The sequence below is a fragment of the Photobacterium ganghwense genome (genome assembly GCF_017329545.1).
GTDB lineage: Bacteria > Pseudomonadota > Gammaproteobacteria > Enterobacterales > Vibrionaceae > Photobacterium > Photobacterium ganghwense.
In genome coordinates, this window is the sequence record NZ_CP071326.1 from 1,583,409 (window position 1) to 1,601,937 (window position 18,529).

At 52.1% G+C, this 18,529-nt stretch carries 15 protein-coding genes; 8 read left to right on the forward strand and 7 right to left on the reverse strand.

Going from position 1 to position 18,529, the window contains the following annotated elements; all coding sequences use genetic code 11:
* Positions 1 to 151 precede the first annotated feature (151 nt).
* The 5 genes from FH974_RS23295 to FH974_RS23315 are packed head-to-tail and all read left to right on the forward strand — an operon-like array spanning position 152 to position 4,867.
* Positions 152 to 1,303, forward strand: coding sequence for a cytochrome c oxidase subunit II (locus FH974_RS23295; RefSeq protein ID WP_047886174.1), 1,152 nt, complete (start codon positions 152 to 154; stop codon positions 1,301 to 1,303).
* Entirely contained in the window at positions 1,303 to 3,105 is a 1,803-nt protein-coding gene (gene ctaD / locus FH974_RS23300; RefSeq protein WP_047886175.1) for a cytochrome c oxidase subunit I, read from the forward strand. The genes FH974_RS23295 and ctaD overlap by 1 nt, the downstream gene beginning before the upstream one ends.
* Entirely contained in the window at positions 3,105 to 3,749 is a 645-nt protein-coding gene (locus FH974_RS23305; RefSeq protein WP_242551915.1) for a cytochrome c oxidase subunit 3, read from the forward strand. The genes ctaD and FH974_RS23305 overlap by 1 nt, the downstream gene beginning before the upstream one ends.
* Positions 3,750 to 3,760: 11 nt before the next feature.
* Positions 3,761 to 4,456, forward strand: coding sequence for a heme-copper oxidase subunit III family protein (locus tag FH974_RS23310; protein ID WP_084712628.1), 696 nt, complete (start codon positions 3,761 to 3,763; stop codon positions 4,454 to 4,456).
* Between the two features lie 48 nt (positions 4,457 to 4,504).
* Positions 4,505 to 4,867, forward strand: coding sequence for a cytochrome C oxidase subunit IV family protein (locus FH974_RS23315; RefSeq protein ID WP_047886176.1), 363 nt, complete (start codon positions 4,505 to 4,507; stop codon positions 4,865 to 4,867).
* Positions 4,868 to 5,181: 314 nt separating this feature from the next.
* Here the strand turns inward: FH974_RS23315 and FH974_RS23320 are convergent, their stop codons facing one another.
* Complete coding sequence (locus FH974_RS23320; protein ID WP_047886177.1) at positions 5,182 to 5,739, reverse strand: hypothetical protein; 558 nt, start codon at positions 5,737 to 5,739, stop codon at positions 5,182 to 5,184.
* 200 nt (positions 5,740 to 5,939) lie between these two features.
* Here FH974_RS23320 and FH974_RS23325 point away from each other — a divergent pair, with 200 nt between their 5' ends.
* Positions 5,940 to 6,131 (forward strand): hypothetical protein, encoded by a 192-nt coding sequence (locus tag FH974_RS23325; RefSeq protein WP_047886178.1) that lies wholly within the window; start codon positions 5,940 to 5,942, stop codon positions 6,129 to 6,131.
* 213 nt (positions 6,132 to 6,344) lie between these two features.
* On the opposite strand, the gene FH974_RS23330 is transcribed toward FH974_RS23325, so the two are convergent.
* Positions 6,345 to 7,601 carry a D-amino acid dehydrogenase gene (locus tag FH974_RS23330; RefSeq protein WP_047886179.1) on the reverse strand — a complete coding sequence of 419 codons (1,257 nt, stop codon included), beginning with the start codon at positions 7,599 to 7,601 and terminating at the stop codon, positions 6,345 to 6,347.
* A 197-nt stretch (positions 7,602 to 7,798) separates the two neighbouring features.
* On the opposite strand from FH974_RS23330, the gene FH974_RS23335 reads away from it, so the two are divergent.
* A complete protein-coding gene (locus FH974_RS23335) occupies positions 7,799 to 8,737 on the forward strand; it encodes a LysR family transcriptional regulator (RefSeq protein ID WP_207103806.1) in 939 nt (312 codons plus the stop codon).
* Positions 8,738 to 8,980: 243 nt separating this feature from the next.
* On the opposite strand, the gene fhuB is transcribed toward FH974_RS23335, so the two are convergent.
* The 4 genes from fhuB to FH974_RS23355 all read right to left on the reverse strand — a co-directional run bounded on the left by fhuB (position 8,981) and on the right by FH974_RS23355 (position 14,993).
* Positions 8,981 to 10,966 carry a Fe(3+)-hydroxamate ABC transporter permease FhuB gene (gene fhuB / locus FH974_RS23340; protein WP_207103807.1) on the reverse strand — a complete coding sequence of 662 codons (1,986 nt, stop codon included), beginning with the start codon at positions 10,964 to 10,966 and terminating at the stop codon, positions 8,981 to 8,983.
* A complete protein-coding gene (locus FH974_RS23345; RefSeq protein ID WP_479724824.1) occupies positions 10,966 to 11,886 on the reverse strand; it encodes an iron-siderophore ABC transporter substrate-binding protein in 921 nt (306 codons plus the stop codon). Before FH974_RS23345 ends, fhuB begins: the two co-directional genes overlap by 1 nt.
* 104 nt (positions 11,887 to 11,990) lie before the next feature.
* Complete coding sequence (locus FH974_RS23350; RefSeq protein ID WP_207103808.1) at positions 11,991 to 12,773, reverse strand: ABC transporter ATP-binding protein; 783 nt, start codon at positions 12,771 to 12,773, stop codon at positions 11,991 to 11,993.
* Between the two features lie 111 nt (positions 12,774 to 12,884).
* Positions 12,885 to 14,993, reverse strand: a complete 2,109-nt coding sequence (locus tag FH974_RS23355; RefSeq protein WP_242551917.1) for a TonB-dependent siderophore receptor — start codon at positions 14,991 to 14,993, stop codon at positions 12,885 to 12,887.
* Positions 14,994 to 15,334: 341 nt separating this feature from the next.
* Here FH974_RS23355 and FH974_RS23360 point away from each other — a divergent pair, with 341 nt between their 5' ends.
* The gene (locus tag FH974_RS23360) at positions 15,335 to 17,179 is read left to right on the forward strand and encodes an ABC transporter ATP-binding protein (RefSeq protein WP_207103809.1); all 1,845 of its coding nucleotides are present in this window, start codon (positions 15,335 to 15,337) and stop codon (positions 17,177 to 17,179) included.
* A gap of 135 nt (positions 17,180 to 17,314) precedes the next feature.
* Here FH974_RS23360 and FH974_RS23365 read toward each other — a convergent pair whose 3' ends face one another.
* Positions 17,315 to 18,334 (reverse strand): phosphotransferase, encoded by a 1,020-nt coding sequence (locus FH974_RS23365; protein ID WP_207103810.1) that lies wholly within the window; start codon positions 18,332 to 18,334, stop codon positions 17,315 to 17,317.
* Positions 18,335 to 18,529 lie beyond the last annotated feature (195 nt).

Here is an 18,529-nt window from a genome sequence, read left to right on the forward strand (position 1 = left end):
CTAAAATGTAACAGGATATTACCATTATTTGTTTATGTAGCTAGACATAAATTACCTGACTGCTCATTGGGTTATGTCACTTTAGGGGTTCCCGGTTAATCATAAGGCTCATTGCCAAGGACACAGCTGGCTTGTGCGAGGTTTTGTGCCTATGGCAATTGCCATTGCCCTGATTGTGATTGTCATAGCTTCAATCGCATTCCACTTCCTCAGCCCCTGGTGGTTAACGCCTGCTGCTTCAAACTGGGGGGAAATTGATGACGCCCTGACACTGACTATTGTCATTACCGGGGCGTTTTTTATCGGCATTAACCTGCTTATCGCCTGGTTAGTGATTCGCTTTCGCCATCGTAAAGGCCACACTTCCTCTTATCAGCCGGATAACAAACGCCTGGAACATTGGCTGATAGGACTGACTACCATAGGGATTATCGGCCTGCTGGCTCCGGGCCTGTTCGTTTACGCCAAATTTGTCAGTGTGCCGGACGACGCTAAAATCATTGAAGTTGTGGGGGAGCAATGGAAATGGAGCTTTCGTTTTCCCGGCGACGATGATCAACTGGGAAAATCCAGTATCAGTTTTGTCTCCCCCGGCAACCCGCTGGGGCTGGATCCGAATGATCCGGCTTCTGCCGATGACAAAATCATCGTCAGCCCTGAACTGCATTTACCCCTTTATACCCCGTATAAGGTGCTGCTCCGCTCCAAAGACGTGCTGCACGATTTCAACGTTCCTCAGTTTCGCGCCAAGATGGATCTGGTGCCCGGCACCGTGAGCCATTTCTGGTTTACCCCGACCCAACGCGGCACCTTTGACATCCTCTGTGCGGAGCTCTGTGGTGTCGGCCACTTCAACATGCGAGGCCGGGTCGTGGTTGAAGACGATGCGGCATTCGGCCGCTGGCTGGCACAACAACCAACCTTTGCCCAGACGCAGCAGCCTAAAGAGGCTGGCGAAGTAACCGATCTTGTGGCAATGGGCAAAACACTGTCTGAAGTGAACGGATGCATCGGCTGCCACAGTCTGGACGGTAAACCCGGCGTGGGACCAACCTGGCTAGGCTTATACGGCAAAACCGAAACGCTGTCGGACGACACGAACGTCAAGGTCGATGACGCCTATCTCAGAAAGTCGATCCTCAATGCCAGTGCCGAAATCGTCAAAGGGTTTCCGAGTATTATGCCGGTTTACCAGTTCTCCGATCAGGAAGTGGATGCCCTGATTGCCTATATCAAAGCGATTTCTGCTCCGCCGCCTTCCGGGGAACCGACAGGCAGTAACCAGTCAGAAGGAGCCGAGTAATGTTTGACACCAGTGACTATGCCCCCAAAGCTCATCCCCAGTCCTTCTGGACAAAATACGTCTGGAGTCAGGATCATAAAGTGATTGCGATTCAGTACTCGCTGACCGCAATCGCGATGGGTTTTATCGCATTGGTGCTGTCATGGCTGATGCGTCTGCAAATCGGCTTTCCCGGCCAATTTGATTTTATTGATGTACATACTTATTACCAGTCACTGACCCTGCACGGGATGATCATGGTGGTTTACCTGCTGACGGCCCTATTTTTAGGCGGATTTGGGAATTATCTGATACCACTCATGGTTGGCGCGCGAGACATGGTATTCCCGTTTCTCAACATGCTGAGCTACTGGTTCTATCTGGTTGCGTCACTGATTCTGGTTGCCAGCTTTTTTGTCTCTGGCGGCCCGACCGGCGCAGGCTGGACGCTTTACCCGCCTCAGGCCATTTTACCCGGTACACCCGGTACCGATTGGGGCATCGTGCTGATGCTGATTTCTCTGGCGGTCTTCATCGTTGCCGCGACGATGGGCGGCCTGAACTATGTCACGACGGTTTTGCAGGCGCGTACCCAGGGTATGACGCTGCTGCGCCTGCCGCTAACAGTATGGGGAATATTTACCGCATCTGTGATGGCTTTATTAGCGTTCCCTGCCCTGCTGGTCAGCGCCATCATGATGCTGTTCGATAAACTGCTGGGCTCCAGCTTTTTCATGCCCGCCGTCATTTCCATGGGACAACAGGCCGATTACGGCGGCGGCAGCCCGATTCTGTTCCAGCACCTTTTCTGGTTCTTCGGCCACCCTGAAGTTTACATCGTTGCCCTGCCCGCGTTCGGGATTGTGTCTGATCTCATCAGTATTCATGCCCGAAAAAACATTTTCGGCTATCGGATGATGGTGTGGGCCATTGTGGGTATTGCAGCGCTTAGTTTTATTGTGTGGGCGCACCATATGTATGTCAGCGGGATGAACCCGTATTTCGGTTTCTTTTTTGCGACCACAACGCTAGTGATCGCCGTTCCCACTGCAATCAAAGTCTATAACTGGCTGCTGACACTGTGGAACGGTGATATTCATCTCAGCCTGCCGATGCTGTTTGCCATTGCTTTTATGAGCACCTTTATTATCGGGGGGCTGACCGGACTGTTCCTGGGTAATGTGGTGGTCGATATTCCGCTGTCTGATACCTACTTTGTGGTGGCACATTTCCATATGGTCATGGGGGTTTCCCCGATTCTGGTGATTTACGGCGGTATCTATCACTGGTATCCCAAAGTCACCGGTCGCATGCTCAATCCGGCACTGGGACATATCCACTTCTGGATCACCTTTATTGGCACTTACGCCATTTACTTTCCGATGCACTACCTCGGCATCATGGGCATGCCCCGCCGGTATTACGCCTATGAGAATTACACCTTTATTCCGGAGTCTGCCCAAAGTCTGAATGCATTCATCACCATTGCGGCGCTGGTTGTCGGCGCGGGCCAGCTGATTTTTCTGTTTAACATGTTCTGGAGCCGAAAATACGGCAAAGTCGCTGACAGTAACCCGTGGAAAGCCACCTCACTGGAATGGTTCACACCACAAACCCCACCCGGCCACGGCAACTGGGGCGATTCTCTGCCAGTGGTGTATCGCTGGGCGTACGATTTCAGCGTGCCGGGTCATGACCGAGACTTCATTCCGCAGACAGAACCGCAACACCCCGTTACGGAAAGTCCTGAGCCAGAATCCCCCACTGCAGCTTCAAAAGGGGGTGGCCCGGATACCCCCGTCAAAGCAAATAAGGAGCGATGATGGCCAATCCCGATTCCAAACCGGCATCTTCACCGCAGTCTAAGCCCGAAGTAACAATGCGACTGGCGACGCTGACCACAGACCCGGATGCGCGGTACATCCCACGCGGCATCACACCTCCCGCATCCACCGGACTGTGGGTACTCATGATGGTCATAACCGTGATGTTTCTGCTGTTTACCGCCGCTTACCGGATACGCATGACCCTGCCTGACTGGCAGACGCTCAATGAACCGTGGCAGCTTGGCATCAGCACTGCCATGCTGGTGATGAGCTGTATCACCATGCATTTGTGCTACCGCCAATCAACCCTACTGCCTTCTCTTCGTGCGAGCATTACCCTGCTGAGGATGACCGTCCTGTTTACACTGGCATTTATCGCCTCACAGTTATGGGCCTGGCAGTCTCTGATAGACAGCGGACTGGGAGTCAGCAGCAATCCGGCCAGCAGTTTTTTTTATCTGTTAACCGGTATGCACGGACTGCATGTGCTGGGCGGCCTGCTCGCCCTTGGCTGGGTGGTCTGGCAAGCCTTTCGCGGTCAGCGTAACAAACTGAACCCGGCGCTTCGACTGTGTACCCGCTACTGGCATTTTCTGCTGTTCGTCTGGCTGTTTCTGCTCGGACTGCTGCGCTTTACCTGAGGATTCCCATTATGAATGAACCTGCCTCCCGTACGGTTACCACAGACACATTGCCCGACGACGGTCAGTGGGCATCCATTATTGAAGATTATGCCGGTGATAAGGCGGTATTTCACATCTCGCCCATGAAAGCCATGATGTGGATTTTCCTGCTCAGCGATATTTTCGTCTTCAGCTGTTTTCTGGTCGGGTATATGTCAGTACGGATGACCACCACAGATCCCTGGCCGTTGCCCAGTGAAGTATTCGCCCTGACCATTGGAGGACAGTCGATACCGCTGATCCTGATCGCCATCATGACCTTTATCCTGATCACCAGCAGCGGCACCATGGCGATGGCGGTGAATTTCGGGTATCAGAAACGGCGGGAAATGACTGCCCTGCTGATGGTGATCACTGCTCTGCTCGGCATGAGTTTTGTCGGCATGCAGGCCTTTGAATGGAGCAAACTGATTGCAGAAGGTTTCCGTCCCTGGGGGAATGAAAGCGGTGCAGCCCAGTTTGGTGCCAGTTTCTTTATGATCACTGGCTTTCATGGGTTACATGTCAGTGTCGGGGTCATTTATCTGCTAACCGTCGCCTTAAAAGTGTTACGGGGTGACTATGAGCGGCGGGGCAATTACGAAATCGTCGAAATTGCTGGTCTGTACTGGCACTTTGTAGATTTGGTCTGGGTATTCATCTTCGCGTTGTTCTATCTGTGGTGATACCCGCTTTCATCGAATGTTAAACCAGTCCGGCAGCAAGGAGGATGTATGTACAATACCACTTCGCCAACCGAAACAGGTTCCGGCCACACCGCTCAGGGGCAGCGACACCCGATTGGCATCTACCTGAAGGTCTGGCTGATGCTGTTTTTTCTCAGCACCATGTCCTACCTGGTGGATTATTTTCATCTGGAAGGGTTGTTGCGCTGGAGCCTGATCCTGCTGTTTATGGCACTGAAAGCCGGGCTGATCGCTGCAGTATTCATGCACATGCGCTGGGAAAGGCTGGCACTGGTTTATACGATCTTTCTGCCGCCGCTGGTATTGTTGGTATTAATCGGCCTCATGGCGACTGAAGCTGACTACATTTTCCAGCTCCGCGAGTTTTTCTTTACAACATTATCAGGCTGAACACTCTTAGCTGAATTCACTCTGACACTTAATATCAGAGGCATTGTCGATATCATCGCCGTCATCGATATTCGAGATGAAGTCGATATTAGAAGAAACGTCAGAAATCCGGAATGACCTCGCGGAACCCACAAAAAACTCCCCCAGCAAATAGCAGGGGGAGTTTCTATTTGTAAGCTCGTTGTACGTAATCTGGTTGATTCTAACAATCAACGGCTCCTAACAATTACTTCTATCTAACAATTAATTCTATCTAACAATTAATTCTAACTACGAATTACGTCTGGCTCACCAGTCACATCTACTTATCTACTTTACGGCATCACATGCAGAAACCTGTCCCAGCGGTTATGCAGTGAGACCAACCATCGCGGTGGCGATTTACCGGTACCGGCAGGCTGCAGCTTATTATGCGCCAGCGTTACGTTCGCCAGCGTCAACTCCTGCTCGGGCTCAACGTCCACCATCAGAACATGGCGACCGGATTTCAGCACCTGCTTGAATTTCCTGAACTGATAATGCAGCTCCTGAAAACCAAACAGCCCGCCTTCCCAGGTAATAAATCCCAGTACAACAATTGCCAACATAATAAACGGCAACCAACCTACGGTGTCGGTCACGCCTGACATATACGCAAAAAATAAAATCAGCCCGGAAGCGGCTACCCCAATAACAGCTCCAATTTCCGTTGAATGAATCACATCATTGCGCAAAAAAGATTTCACCGGATGCAGGTGATGATGGCTGGCAACCTCGGCATCATTGTCGGTAAGTACGTGGATTTGTGAAGAGCCTATCCCGCTCAGTTCTAATTCATATTCCACTAACTCAAGGTCGTCTAAGTCATCGCTAATGTAAAAGACCCGAATCATTTCGGCCTCCTGACATTTCGATATTGACGGGTGTGTTAATAATTTTACTACATTGACGTCAAAACGTATGGGCAATCTGCCTCTTACTGGTGCCGATTCACCCTGACATTTCCCTGACATTTCTGGCGAAGATCACCGTTTACAATATGTGCTGACAACATACTGAAACCAATGGCTCTTATCCATTACAGGTAATGACAATGAAAAAAATGGCGATGTTTGCAGCAATGCTGATGGTGCTGACAACCACAGGCTGCCAACTGACACATGTTGAAGGTGAAGTTGACGGCGTTAATATTCGCGCAACCACCAATGATCGTGATTACGGCGGTCCACACAGCCACGGTGGCGGCTTCTGCCCTCCGGGCCAAGCCAAGAAAGGCAATTGCTGATTCTTGCCTGCCAAAAAATAAAAAAACGCTGGTTAAGGTAACCAGCGTTTTTTTGTATGGTCGTTATCACGGACGAGATAGAAGCTACGATCAAAAGCTACTCAAAAGCTACTCAAAAGCTACTCAAAAGCTACTTTCATATGATGCATCAGCGAATACCACTGACGCATCACTGCAACATTAACCTCGTTAGCTTCTTAATACCCCGTCAGCTTAGTTAGCGTAACGAGATACATCCAGACCTGTTGAGTCGATATCCGTTTGCTTACCGCTCACGATGTCAGCCAGCAGACGAGCAGAACCACACGCCATCGTCCAGCCCAGAGTACCGTGACCTGTGTTGGTGTACAGGTTCTTGATGTGCGTTTTACCGATAATTGGGGTACCGTCCGGCGTCATTGGGCGCAGGCCAGTCCAGTATTCCGCTTTGCTGATATCGCCACCGTTCGGGAACAGGTCGCTGATAACCATCGCGATGGTTTCTTTACGCTTCTGTGGCAAGTTGTAGTTAAAACCAGCCAGCTCTGCAGTACCGGCAACACGAATACGGTCATCGAAACGTGTCATGGCCACTTTGTAAGTTTCATCCATTACCGTTGAAACCGGTGCTTCGCTTTCATTGGTAACAGGCATTGTCAGTGAGTAACCTTTAACAGGGTAAACCGGCAGTTTGATACCCATTGGTGACAGAAGCTGCGGTGAGAAGCTGCCCATTGCAACAACATAGTTGTCAGCTTTCAGCAGACCTTTGTCGGTGTGAACGCCACGGATCTGACCGTTTTCTTCCACCAGACGCTCAACTTGTGTGTTGAACAGGAATTTCACACCGGCTTTTTCAGCCATGTCAGTCAGTTGCTGACAGAACAGGTAGCAGTCACCCGTTTCATCGTCAGGCAAGCGAAGACCACCCACCAGCTTGTGCTTCACGCCTTCCAGACCTGGTTCCACAGCGATACAGCCCGCCACGTCCATTTCTTCGAAACGCGTGCCGCTTTCAGCCAGTACTTCGATGTCTTTCTTCACAGCTTCCAGCTGAGCTTCGGTACGGAACACCTGCAGCGTACCTTGCTGACGGCCTTCGTAATTCAGATCGTGTGATTTGCGCAGGTCAATCAGGCAGTCACGGCTGTAGTTCGCGATGCGCAGCATACGTGATTTGTTCACCTGATAGTGACGGTAGCTACAGTTCACCAACATTTGTGCCGCCCAACGGTACAGCTCAGGTGACGCTGAAGGTTGTACTTTAAACGGCGCGTGTTTTTGCATCAGCCATTTGATCGCTTTGGTCGGAATACCCGGAGCAGCCCACGGCGATGAGTAGCCGTAAGAAATCTGGCCGGCATTAGCAAAACTGGTTTCTTCTGCGCTGCGTGGCTGACGGTCGATCACAGTCACATCGTGACCTGCCTGACGTAAAAACCAGGCTGATGTCAGACCGACAACGCCACTACCTAATACGATAACTTCCATCCCTTTCCTCACTTATGGCTGATTCTTATTGGTATAAATGAAAACGAGTGAAGAATGCGGGATTTACATTTCCCTAACAATCGATATTATTTAACAGCAGTATTTAGTTTTTCTAAAACCTTTAAAATCCGGATTCTGTTTGTCTTACCGAGTCAGTCAAACAAACCCATAAAATCTATCAGGAATTCGTCTGACACATGAAAAGCGCCACATTCGCCGGACTGGCAACCTTCGAGGCCGTAGCCCGTCACGGAAGCCTGACTCAGGCTGCGAAACAGCTGCATTTGACAACCGGGGCATTAAGCCAGCAGATCAAGCTGTTAGAACAGCGGTTAGATTTAACTCTGTTTGAACGCCATTCGCGCGGCCTGACCCTGACGCCGGAGGGGAAACAGCTGTATATGGTGGTCAATAACAGCATTGAAGCCATCGAAAAAGTGCTGGAGCAGTTACAAGGGCCCTCGCAGAACAATGAAGTACGGCTCAAGCTCACACCGTCGTTTGCATTTAAATGGCTGGTGCCGCGATTACAGGATTTTTATCGCCTGCATCCTGACATCAAGGTACTGACCTTTGCCGATGGCGCGCTGGTTGATCACCGAGATTCCGGTGTCGATCTGATCATTGATTACTGCCAGTCTGCCAATGCACCGGCAAAGGCCAAACTGTTGATGGAAGAGTATCTGGTACCGGTGATGAGCCCGGATTATTTTTCCGGCGCTGACTGGCATCTGCCTAAAAGCTGGCAGAATGTCACCCTGCTGCACGATGCGATGCCGTGGCAGGGAGCCGATAAAGACGATGAATGGCGTTTCTGGTTTGACAGTCAGGGCTGGGCCTACGAAAACACCCAGGGGCACTATTTCAACCGAACCGATATGGCAATGGCTGCCGCAGAGGCCGGGCTGGGTATTGCCATGGCTCGACGGGCGTTGATCAGTCCATCCCAAGTCCAAACTCAGGTGAAAACACCAGAGCAAGCAACATCCGGAACACGCAGCTCATTGGTTTCTCCGTTTGAGCCGGTGCCTGCACAAGCCGGATACTATCTGTTTCAGCACCATACCAACCCGGCGATTGATGCCTTCTGCCACTGGCTGAAAGGGGTGGCATCCGACGCCGGTTTAAGCGACTAAGCCCCGTTTCCTCTGCAGAATTTCGGATTGTGTTGCCGAGCTATGCTGTCGGGTTGTACTGACATAGTAGTACTGAAATCGTAGTACTGACATAGTACTGCTCTGCAACCTGTGTCACAGGATAAAAAAATGGCTCCGTCTTACGGAGCCATTGTCTGTAACGTCACGACGTAAACACTTGACGTCGAGGTTTCAGATACAAGTTCAGGTGCAGGTTTCAAGGTAAAGCTTTCAGAAACCCAATCAGGTGTGGCTACGCCCCCGGATCAGCAGCAACAGGAAGTAACTGCCACCTATCACAGACACCAGTGTACCCGCAGCGATCTGCATAGGGTACAGCATCACTTGCCCCAACCAGTCAGCAAATACCATCAAGCAGCCTCCCACCAGCGCCGCCACCGTCAGTTGTGACTTCACCACTTTTGCCCCCAGCATCACTGCCATGTGAGGCGCCAGCAATCCGATGAAGGCCACCGGCCCCATTGTCGCCGTCACCGATCCGCACAGCAGCGCCACCACACCAAGCAGAATCACACTGGTCAGTTGCACATTCAGCCCTCGTGCAGCCGCAAACTGCCGCCCGGCGGAAATCAGCGTTAACCAGCGGGATGTCGCCAGCGTGAAGGCTGTAAGAGCAGCCACTACGGCCATCAACAGCAGGGCTTTCTCCGGCGTTACCCGGTAGGTTGACCCTGCCAGCCAGCTGATGATGCTGTAGCTGTCTTCCGTTCCCCGAGCCAGGGCAAACTGGACCAGTGCTTCAATCAGCGCACTGACGGCAATTCCAATCAGAATCATACTGGACGGGGCAAACTGATGGCGTCGTCCCAGCAGCAAAATCACAGCCAGTACCGCCATACTGCCAATAAATGCAGTCAGCGATCCGGCGGCAAAGATACTGTTGCCGAGAAAAATACTGCTGGCCACCAGGGCAAACGTCGCCCCTGCAGAGATCCCGAGAATATCCGGGCTGGCAAGCGGGTTATAAATCAGCCGCTGCAAAATGGTCCCGGCCAGGGCCAACCCGACACCAGCACACATTGCAGTCAGCAACCGCGGCCAGCGCAGTGCCCACTGATAGTCCCCCGGTAACGCAAAAGAAGCACCCGACTCGGCGGGATGGTATGTCAGGCTCAGCGCCGCCAGCCCGATAATCATCAGACCCAGCACAGGAAGCGTTGCGGTTGCCAGCCGATCACGGCTTGGCGGGAGTTTGATCGACAATTGATCCTGCGCTTTGAGTTTGCGCCGGGCAAACCAAATCAGCGCCGGTGCGCCGATAGCAGCAGCCGTTGTGCCACTTGGCAGAGCATCCGTTGTCCATTGGCTCAGCCAGAGGGCAGCGCTGTCAGTGAGCAGGAGCAGCAGGCTACCGAGAAACATACTCACCAACAGCTCAGTACGTGGAGTACGAGCCCCCACTGCGCGAGCTATGTTAGGGGTCAACAACCCGATAAAACTGATCACGCCTACCGCAGTGATTGAAGCCGCCACCAGCCACAATCCCAGCCCGATCAGCAGGATAAACATCGGGATCACGTTCAAGCCGCGGGCTGCTGCTCCCTGATGACCTAACCGCATCAACGTCAGTACCCGCGGTGCGAACAGCAGGATCAGCACCGACACTGTCAGCCGCGGCCATAGCCATTGCACCCACTCCCAGCCATTCTGGGTTAAATCACCGGCTCCCCAGATAAACACATTCTGCGCATATTGCTCGTTAAGCAGAATGATGGCTGTCGCCAAGGCACCCAACAGGATATTCACCACCATTCCGGCCAGTACCAGTGGTAAACCGGTCATATTACGCGGCCCGGCAATGGTAATGACCAACAACAGCGCCGACATCGCCCCGACCATCGCCGCCAGTGCCTGCAAATCGGCGGCATTATCAGGAAACCAGACATTCAGAATAATCAGCGCCAGCCAGGCACCGGAGGAGGTTCCCAGCGTCAGCGGCGAGGTCAGTGAATTCTGGGTCAGCTGCTGCATCAGGCTGCCCACCAGCCCCAACATCGCGCCCACCATCACTGCCATCACCATTCGCGGCAACTGAGCGTAAACAAAAGCAAAATCGGCAAATTCTTCCGCCGGTGTACCAAACAGCAAATCAATCTGTCGAGCCAGTGTTACATCATTGCCAATTTGCAGACTACCTGCAGCCAGCAGGCCCAGGCCCAGGCCCAGGCCCAGCGTCAGAAATGGCACATAAGTCATTGAACGAGACATTATTTCGGTGCGATCTCCAGCAGGCTTTGTGCCATTCCCTCGCCGATATAGCGAATCGACATCGCGCCGCCATAATTCCAGACCGATGGCACACTGTTAACATGATTCAGGCGTACAAACGGCATCGCTTTCCACAGTACAGATTTCTTCAATGCCTCGGCATCATTAAACGGCTCAAAATACAGTACATAACCATTGCCGACATGCTGCAAATCGGTAATCCGCTTTTGCACAATGCCCCATTCCGTCGCAGGCTGCGGCAAGGCCGTTTGCAAGCCCAGCTTCTGCAACGCGTATTCGGTGGTGGAGTTCTCACCGTAGATGTACACCGAGGTCTTGTTGGCAAAGCGCATCGCCGCCACTTTTGGCAACGGTTCACCAAATGCCGTGGTCAACTGGGTTTTCAGCTCTGCAAAACGGGCATCCATCGCGGCCAATTTTTGCTCCGCCAGCGTGGATTTACCCACCGCTTCTGCGATGTAGCGGTAGTTCTGAATCGCCATTTCGGCGCTGTTGGTCTCTTTACTGTAAGTGCTGTAATACAGCACTGGCGCGATGCTTTCCAGACGCGGGATCAGGTCTTTTTGCGGGGTCGCCGCCAGGATCAAATCCGGCTTCAGCGCGGCCAGCTTTTCCATATTCGGCTCAGCGCGGGTGCCAAGATCGTCCACCCCATCAGGCATCGCAGGCTTGACCACCCACTCGCCGTAATCTTTGATATTTGGCACGCCAACCGGCACAACATCCAGCTCCAGCAGCTGCTCTGCCAGATCCCAGTTCAGTGCAACAATGCGTTTGGGCGGAGTTTGCAGCTCATGCTGTCCCCGGCTGTCTGTCACAGTGATAGCAGCGACGCCCGGCAGGCTCATCAGACAGCCCGTACCGATCACCGCAGCCCTGATGTACCGGTTCAGCCAAATCCGTGACGGGAAAAACCGCGACACAGATAACCATGAAGAACGCGGTCCACCGGCTGATTTTGAGGCTGAATCCGAGCCTGCGAAGGAAAATAGAGAAGTAAGCATTAACATACCACGGCTACCTTATTGGATTGTGACGATGCCGCCGGAACAGGATGATCAATCAGTTTAATGTCAGTGCCGTACAGTTCAGACAGCTGCGCTTCACTCAGCATCTCGCGGCTCGGGCCGTTAAACACCACTCGGCCCTGCTTCAGCGCCACGATGTCCGTGGCATAACGCAGTGCCAGATTCAAATCGTGCAGGATCACGATAATTCCACAGCCAGTACGGGCATTGAGGTCGGCCAGTAATGCCATCAGCTGGTATTGATGACTGATGTCCAGCGCCGAGGTCGGCTCATCCAGAATTAATACCGGCGACTGCTGAGCGAGCAACATCGCGACCCATGCCCGCTGGCGCTCCCCGCCGGACAGCTGATCCGCGAGACTATCAGCAAAAGGCAATGTCCCGGTCTGTGCCATCGCCTCGTTGATAATGTCATTGTCCTGTTTCTGCCAGCGACCAAAGGTACCCCGCCACGGGAAACGCCCTAGCCGAACCAGCTCCCGGACGGTCAGTCCGGCTACTTCCGGCAGTTTCTGCGGCAAGAATGCGATTTCGCGGGCCAGTCCTTTAGCTGACAAATCAGTGAGAATGTGCCCGTTCAGGCTGACGGTACCGGCATCCGGAGCTACCTGACCCGACAGCAGATTCACCAGCGTCGATTTTCCGGAGCCATTGTGGCCAAGTACCACCGTCAAGGCATCACTTTTGATGTTCAGTGTCTCGATAGCCAGGATATCCCGGCCATCGCGATGCATACGTATATTATTCAGTTCAAACATGGTTCAGTCTTCCCCAAAAAGGCTGTTACTGAAATAGGCAAGCCGAGCCGGGCAAAACACCCGACTCGGCTTAGTCATTAACGCCAGATATGATCGGCGCGCTGAAGTGCATTACCAACGGTAATTCAGGCTGGCCACTACGCGGCGTGATTCACCGTAGTAGCAGTAGTAATCGCAGCTCGATACATACTCTTTATCGGTGATGTTGTTGATGTTCAGCTGTGCCTGCCATGCACGGTTGATGTTATACTGCGCCACCGCATCCCACAGGGTGTACGCTGCGACCTGACGATGACTGCTCGCCGGATTGTCCACCGTCGTGCCGACATAGCGAATGCCACTGCCCAGGCGGAAGCCTTCCAGACCTGCTGAGGTAAAATCATAGTCAAACCATGCCGAAGCCATATGACGAGGAATCATCCCGGCACGCTGTTTGCCTCTACCGTAGGTTTCATCAGTACGTGCATCGGTATAGGTGTAACTGGCGGTCAGTTTCAGGTCATCGGTAATGTACCCGACCCCTTCCAGCTCCACGCCTTTAGACTTCACTTCCCCGGTCTGGGTTTTCACCCAGGTGTTCGGGTTTGTCACCAGCGCATTTTCCTCTTCCAGATTAAACCAGGCCAGGTTGATGTAACCGTCAAACGCATCTGGCGTATATTTCACACCGACTTCGGTTTGCTTGCCTTTCAGCGGTTTATAGAGTTCGTTCGTGGCTGTGTCGATAGTGGTCAGCACTTCAAACGATTCTGAGTAGCTGACATAAGGCGACATACCATTCTCAGCCAGGTACATCAGACCGGCATTCGGCGAAAACTCGCTGTCGTAACGCGCTTCGCGGGTATCGGCCGTGCCGTTTTTGTTCTGTGTTTCGACGTAATCAAAACGGCCGCCAACAATACCTACCCACTGGTCATACAAACGCATCTGATACTGGGCATACAAACCCGCCTGCTGCTTACTGATGCGGCGATCAATCGCCGTATTCGGGTCAATCGGGGTAAAGTTGCCGTATTGCGGGTCAAACGCATCAATGGTGCCGAAACTGTAGCTGTCCAGCTCTTTGCCACTGTTGCGGTGCGATTGCAGATCGAGGCCAAGCAACAGAGTCTGCTCGGTATAATCGCTATACCAGCGCCCTACCGCTTTGTTGTCCACGGTGAAACTTTCGGTATCACCATCGCGGAAAACCAGACCGCGTTGCAGCGTAGTCGATGAATCGCTCGGGAAAGCATAAGTACTGCGCAGCAACAACTTGTTGTAACCGTATTTGGCGTTCTGAGCGAACTCCCAGGTATCGTTAATCTGGTGATCAAGCTGGTAGCCCAGAGAGACCTGAGTACGACGGTAGCGATCATAATCCGGCTCACCCAGATTAGTGCTTGGATCGATTTTCCCAAACGGCGTGTCAATCAAGGTACCGTACGCCGGGAAGAAACCGTTGGTCGGCACTCCGTCGTCATACAGCACGCTGGCCAGCAGGGTCAGCGTGGTATCGGCAGAAAGATCAATCACCAGGCTTGGCGCGAAGTAGTAACGGGTGTTCTCCGTGCCGTTCAGCTCACCGTCGCCGTCTTTGAACATACCCACGATACGAAAACGCATATCATCGCGGCCATTCACCGAATCGGAAACATCAATGCCAACCTGTTTGTGGTCTTTGTTGCCAGCCTGAACATTAATTTCCCCGCGCGGCTCGTACGTTGGCTTTTTGGTGACCGCATTAATCACCCCACCCGGAGGTGCCTCACCGTAAAGGATAGAGGCCGGGCCTTTGAGCAGCTCAACCCTGTCGAGACCATAAGGTTCAATCATCCAGCCGTAGTAACCGTCTTTGAACAGACGGCTGCCATCGAGATACGTTGCCGCATCAAAACCACGAACCTTCAACCAGTCTGTATCGTTATCTGCACCGTATGGCGCCGACAGCACACCCGCGTTATAGCGAAATGCTTCATCCAGCTTCTGAACCTGATGAATGTCCAGATCGTCCCGATTGACCACAGAGACTGAAGTCGGCGATTCTGCCATCGGCGTGGCCACTTTCAGCGCCGAGGCTGTTACCACGATGGTTTCATCAGGTGCCTGAGCCTGCTCACTGGCCTGCGCGACAACCGGTGTACACAACACAGCCAGCGAAAGGGGAAAAAGAGGTGCCTGGCAGGTTTGCTTGATCAGGCGGGCAAGTTTGCTTTGCATCGGAAGAATTGTCGGCGACATCCGTTTAAATACCTCGAAATACCACTCGTAATAAATATGGGAATTATTATCATTAGTATTATGTGGTTATTTTGCGGTAAAATAAATGCCTTAAATCAACTCTTTCATATTTAATTAATACTTATATTAATAACACTGCATAATGGCAATTTTTCGTATTTAGCACCAATATTTTGCCACTAAACCCTATTATAAAAGTGGACAAACTCCGGTTTTTATCTTTATTAATTATTTAAAAATAAAGACTTTTTTATCTTTGGTAATTGTCAGATAGAATACCCTCTTCAGGCTGAAAACCGAGCCTGTCTGAATGCTTTTCCAAACAATGGATAGATGAAAATATGTTCAAGTTTTTTGAAAACTTAACGGCGGCTTTTCCCCGGCAGGAACCGCAACAGCCACCCGGCAGCCTGTTTGCGTTCTGCCGTCATTACACGCGTGGGTTTGAGCTTCCCCTGCTGGCCATGTCGATACTCAGTGCGCTGGTTGCGATTGTCGAAGTTACCCTGCTGGGCTTCATGGGCCAGTTGGTTGATATGCTGGCCAACCACAACCCGGACACACTGTGGGCAGAAGAAGGCTCAACCATCATGATGATGGGCTTTCTGGTGATCGTGGTAATTCCGGTGCTGGCATTCTGCCACTCAATGATCATGCACCAGTCACTACTCGGTAATTATCCGATGTCGATCCGCTGGATGGCACATCGCTATCTGCTGCGTCAGAGCGTGTCTTTCTATCAGGACGACTTTGCTGGCCGTATTGCCACCAAAGTGATGCAAACAGCACTGGCAGTGCGTGAAACCGTGATGAAACTTGTCGATGTATTGGTGTATATCAGTGTGTATTTCACCTCGATGATCATCATGATGGGTAACTCCGATTTTTACCTGATGCTGCCTATCTTTGCCTGGCTGTTAGCTTATATCGGTATTCAGTTCTATTTCGTGCCGCGAATGAAAAAAGTCGCCACAGAACAAGCTGATGCCCGATCGTTAATGACAGGCCGTATCGTTGACAGCTACACCAATATCGCAACGGTCAAACTGTTTTCTCACACAAATCGTGAAATGGAATATGCCGAGCAGGGTATGCGTGGCTTTCTGAAAACAGTTTACGGCCAGATGCGTCTGGCGACCTGTTTTGTCCTGAGTGTTGATGCCATTAACTACCTGTTGCTGTTTACCGTGGCGGCAGTGTCGATTGGCCTGTGGATGAACGCGGCTGTGACCGTCGGCGTGATTGCTGTCGCCATCAGTATCGCTCTGCGTATTCAGGGGATGTCGAAGTGGATCATGTGGGAAATCGGGGCGCTGTTTGAAAACATCGGTACCGTTATTGATGGCATGAAGACACTGTCTAAACCTATCGCGATTGAGGACAAGCCCAATGCTCCGAAACTGAACGTCAATCATGGCAGCATTGAATTTGACAATGTCAGCTTCCACTACGGTGAAGAAGAAGGCGTTCTGGAGAAACTCAACCTATCCATCAAACCGGGTGAAAAAGTGGGCCTGGTGGGTCGCTCCGGTGCCGGTAAATCCACCCTGGTCAACCTGCTAATGCGTTTCCACGACGTCGAGTCCGGTGCCATTAAAATTGATGGTCAGAACATTTCCGACGTCAACCAGGACTCACTGCGCAGCCAGATTGGCATGGTAACGCAGGATACCTCACTACTGCACCGCTCGATCCGTGAAAACATTCTCTATGGTCGCCCGGATGCCACCGAAGACGATCTGCTACGTGCCACACGTCAGGCGCATGCTCATGAGTTTATTGAGAGATTGTCAGATCCACACGGCAACGTGGGGTATGACGCTCAGGTAGGTGAACGCGGGGTGAAACTCTCCGGCGGTCAGCGCCAACGCATTGCCATCTCGCGGGTGCTGCTGAAAGACGCACCGATTCTGGTGATGGATGAAGCAACGTCGGCCCTGGATTCGGAAGTCGAAGCGGCGATTCAGGAAAGTTTGTACAAGCTGATGGAAGGCAAAACAGTGATTGCAATTGCTCACCGCCTGTCGACCATTGCAGAGATGGATCGTCTGATCGTGCTGGATAAAGGCAAGATTGTCGAAGAAGGCAGCCACAAGGCACTGCTGGAGAAAAATGGCCTGTACGCTCAGCTGTGGGCACATCAGACCGGTGGCTTCATCGGCGACGTGCTGGAAGAAACAGCCTGAAAGCCCTTACGCCAGTATCGCGATGTTGAGGCTGAGTCTCACCAATCGAGCGCGCTAAGCTGACTCGCTAAAAAACCCACTGCCATGCAGTGGGTTTCTTTTTTTCATCTCACCACAAAAACACCCGGCAGATCATCAGGACCTTCTCTCGCTCCCTGCATTCAGGCTTTCCTTTATCCCTACCTGTTCCAAGCCCAGACGGGTCAGGTTTTCAGTATAAGGATTTATCTTCCAATGGCCGGGGCTCCAGCCTTTCACAAAGCGCTGAAAGTCAGCCCAGGCGACACTGTACAGCGGCCGCCAGGCCGCCTCTATCGCCTCGCCGTCTAACGCTGGTTGATGGCGTTCGACAGCTGCTTTCAGACAGGAGAAATAGTGTTCCAGATATTCCGCTATCTGGATGTCGTTTTCCTCAAAGGTCAGAACGCTACTCAGAAACAGGCACACATCCTTCATCCCGCAGCCTTTACCGACATATTGGAAATCAACCGCGGCAACTTTGCTGTGATCGGGTGTAAAGCAGAAATTTGCCAGTTTGGCATCGCCATGTACCAATGTCTGGTACGGGCAATCTGCCAGAGCACGATCAATACACTCAGCCGCCGCTTTTAATATTGGATCGTCCAACGCCTCCCATTCATCCGGACGCGTCGAGAGATGCCAGTAGGTCCCAGTCTGCCACAACCCGGCTGGCTCCTGCCCCATAAACCGGGCATGAAACTCGGCCAGCCAACGCAGGCAAGCAAAAATCGCCGGTCTATCTGCCTGTTTCAGCACTCTGGAATAACCAAGGGTATGTAAGTCTTCCAAGACCAGCAAGATTTCATCCCCCTGTTGTGAAACGTACAGGCACTGCGGAACCGGACTTTCGGGAGAGCACTGACTGGCATAGTGGCGATACCAGTTCACCTCAGCCTGATAAGAATCCAGCTTTCTCTGATGCGATACCGGTGTGTTCCAGCCTCGGGGATGAGATTCCGGCTGAGGCAATCGAATATGCTTCACAATCACGGATGGCCATGCCCCGCCTTGTAGGGTGGCTCGAAACAATTCCCCGTACCCGCCCCACAAAGACTGAATGATAGCTGTTTGTCTGATTGCCTCAGCGCCCAGCGCTGTCACCACATCAACGTTGACCGACTTTGGAATTTGCATGCTGTATCACTCTGTTTTTCCCGCTCGCCAGCTTACCATAAGCGACCACCATCTTGCCGTTCGACGTAGCGTCATGGGTTCGTCATGGGTTCATGGCATTGAATTTAATCGCATTCGCTTCACTGTTTTTGGTATCAAGACCTTGGGAATAAACAGACTCAACGATGTTAAATTCAAACCGTACCCAGCCAGCAC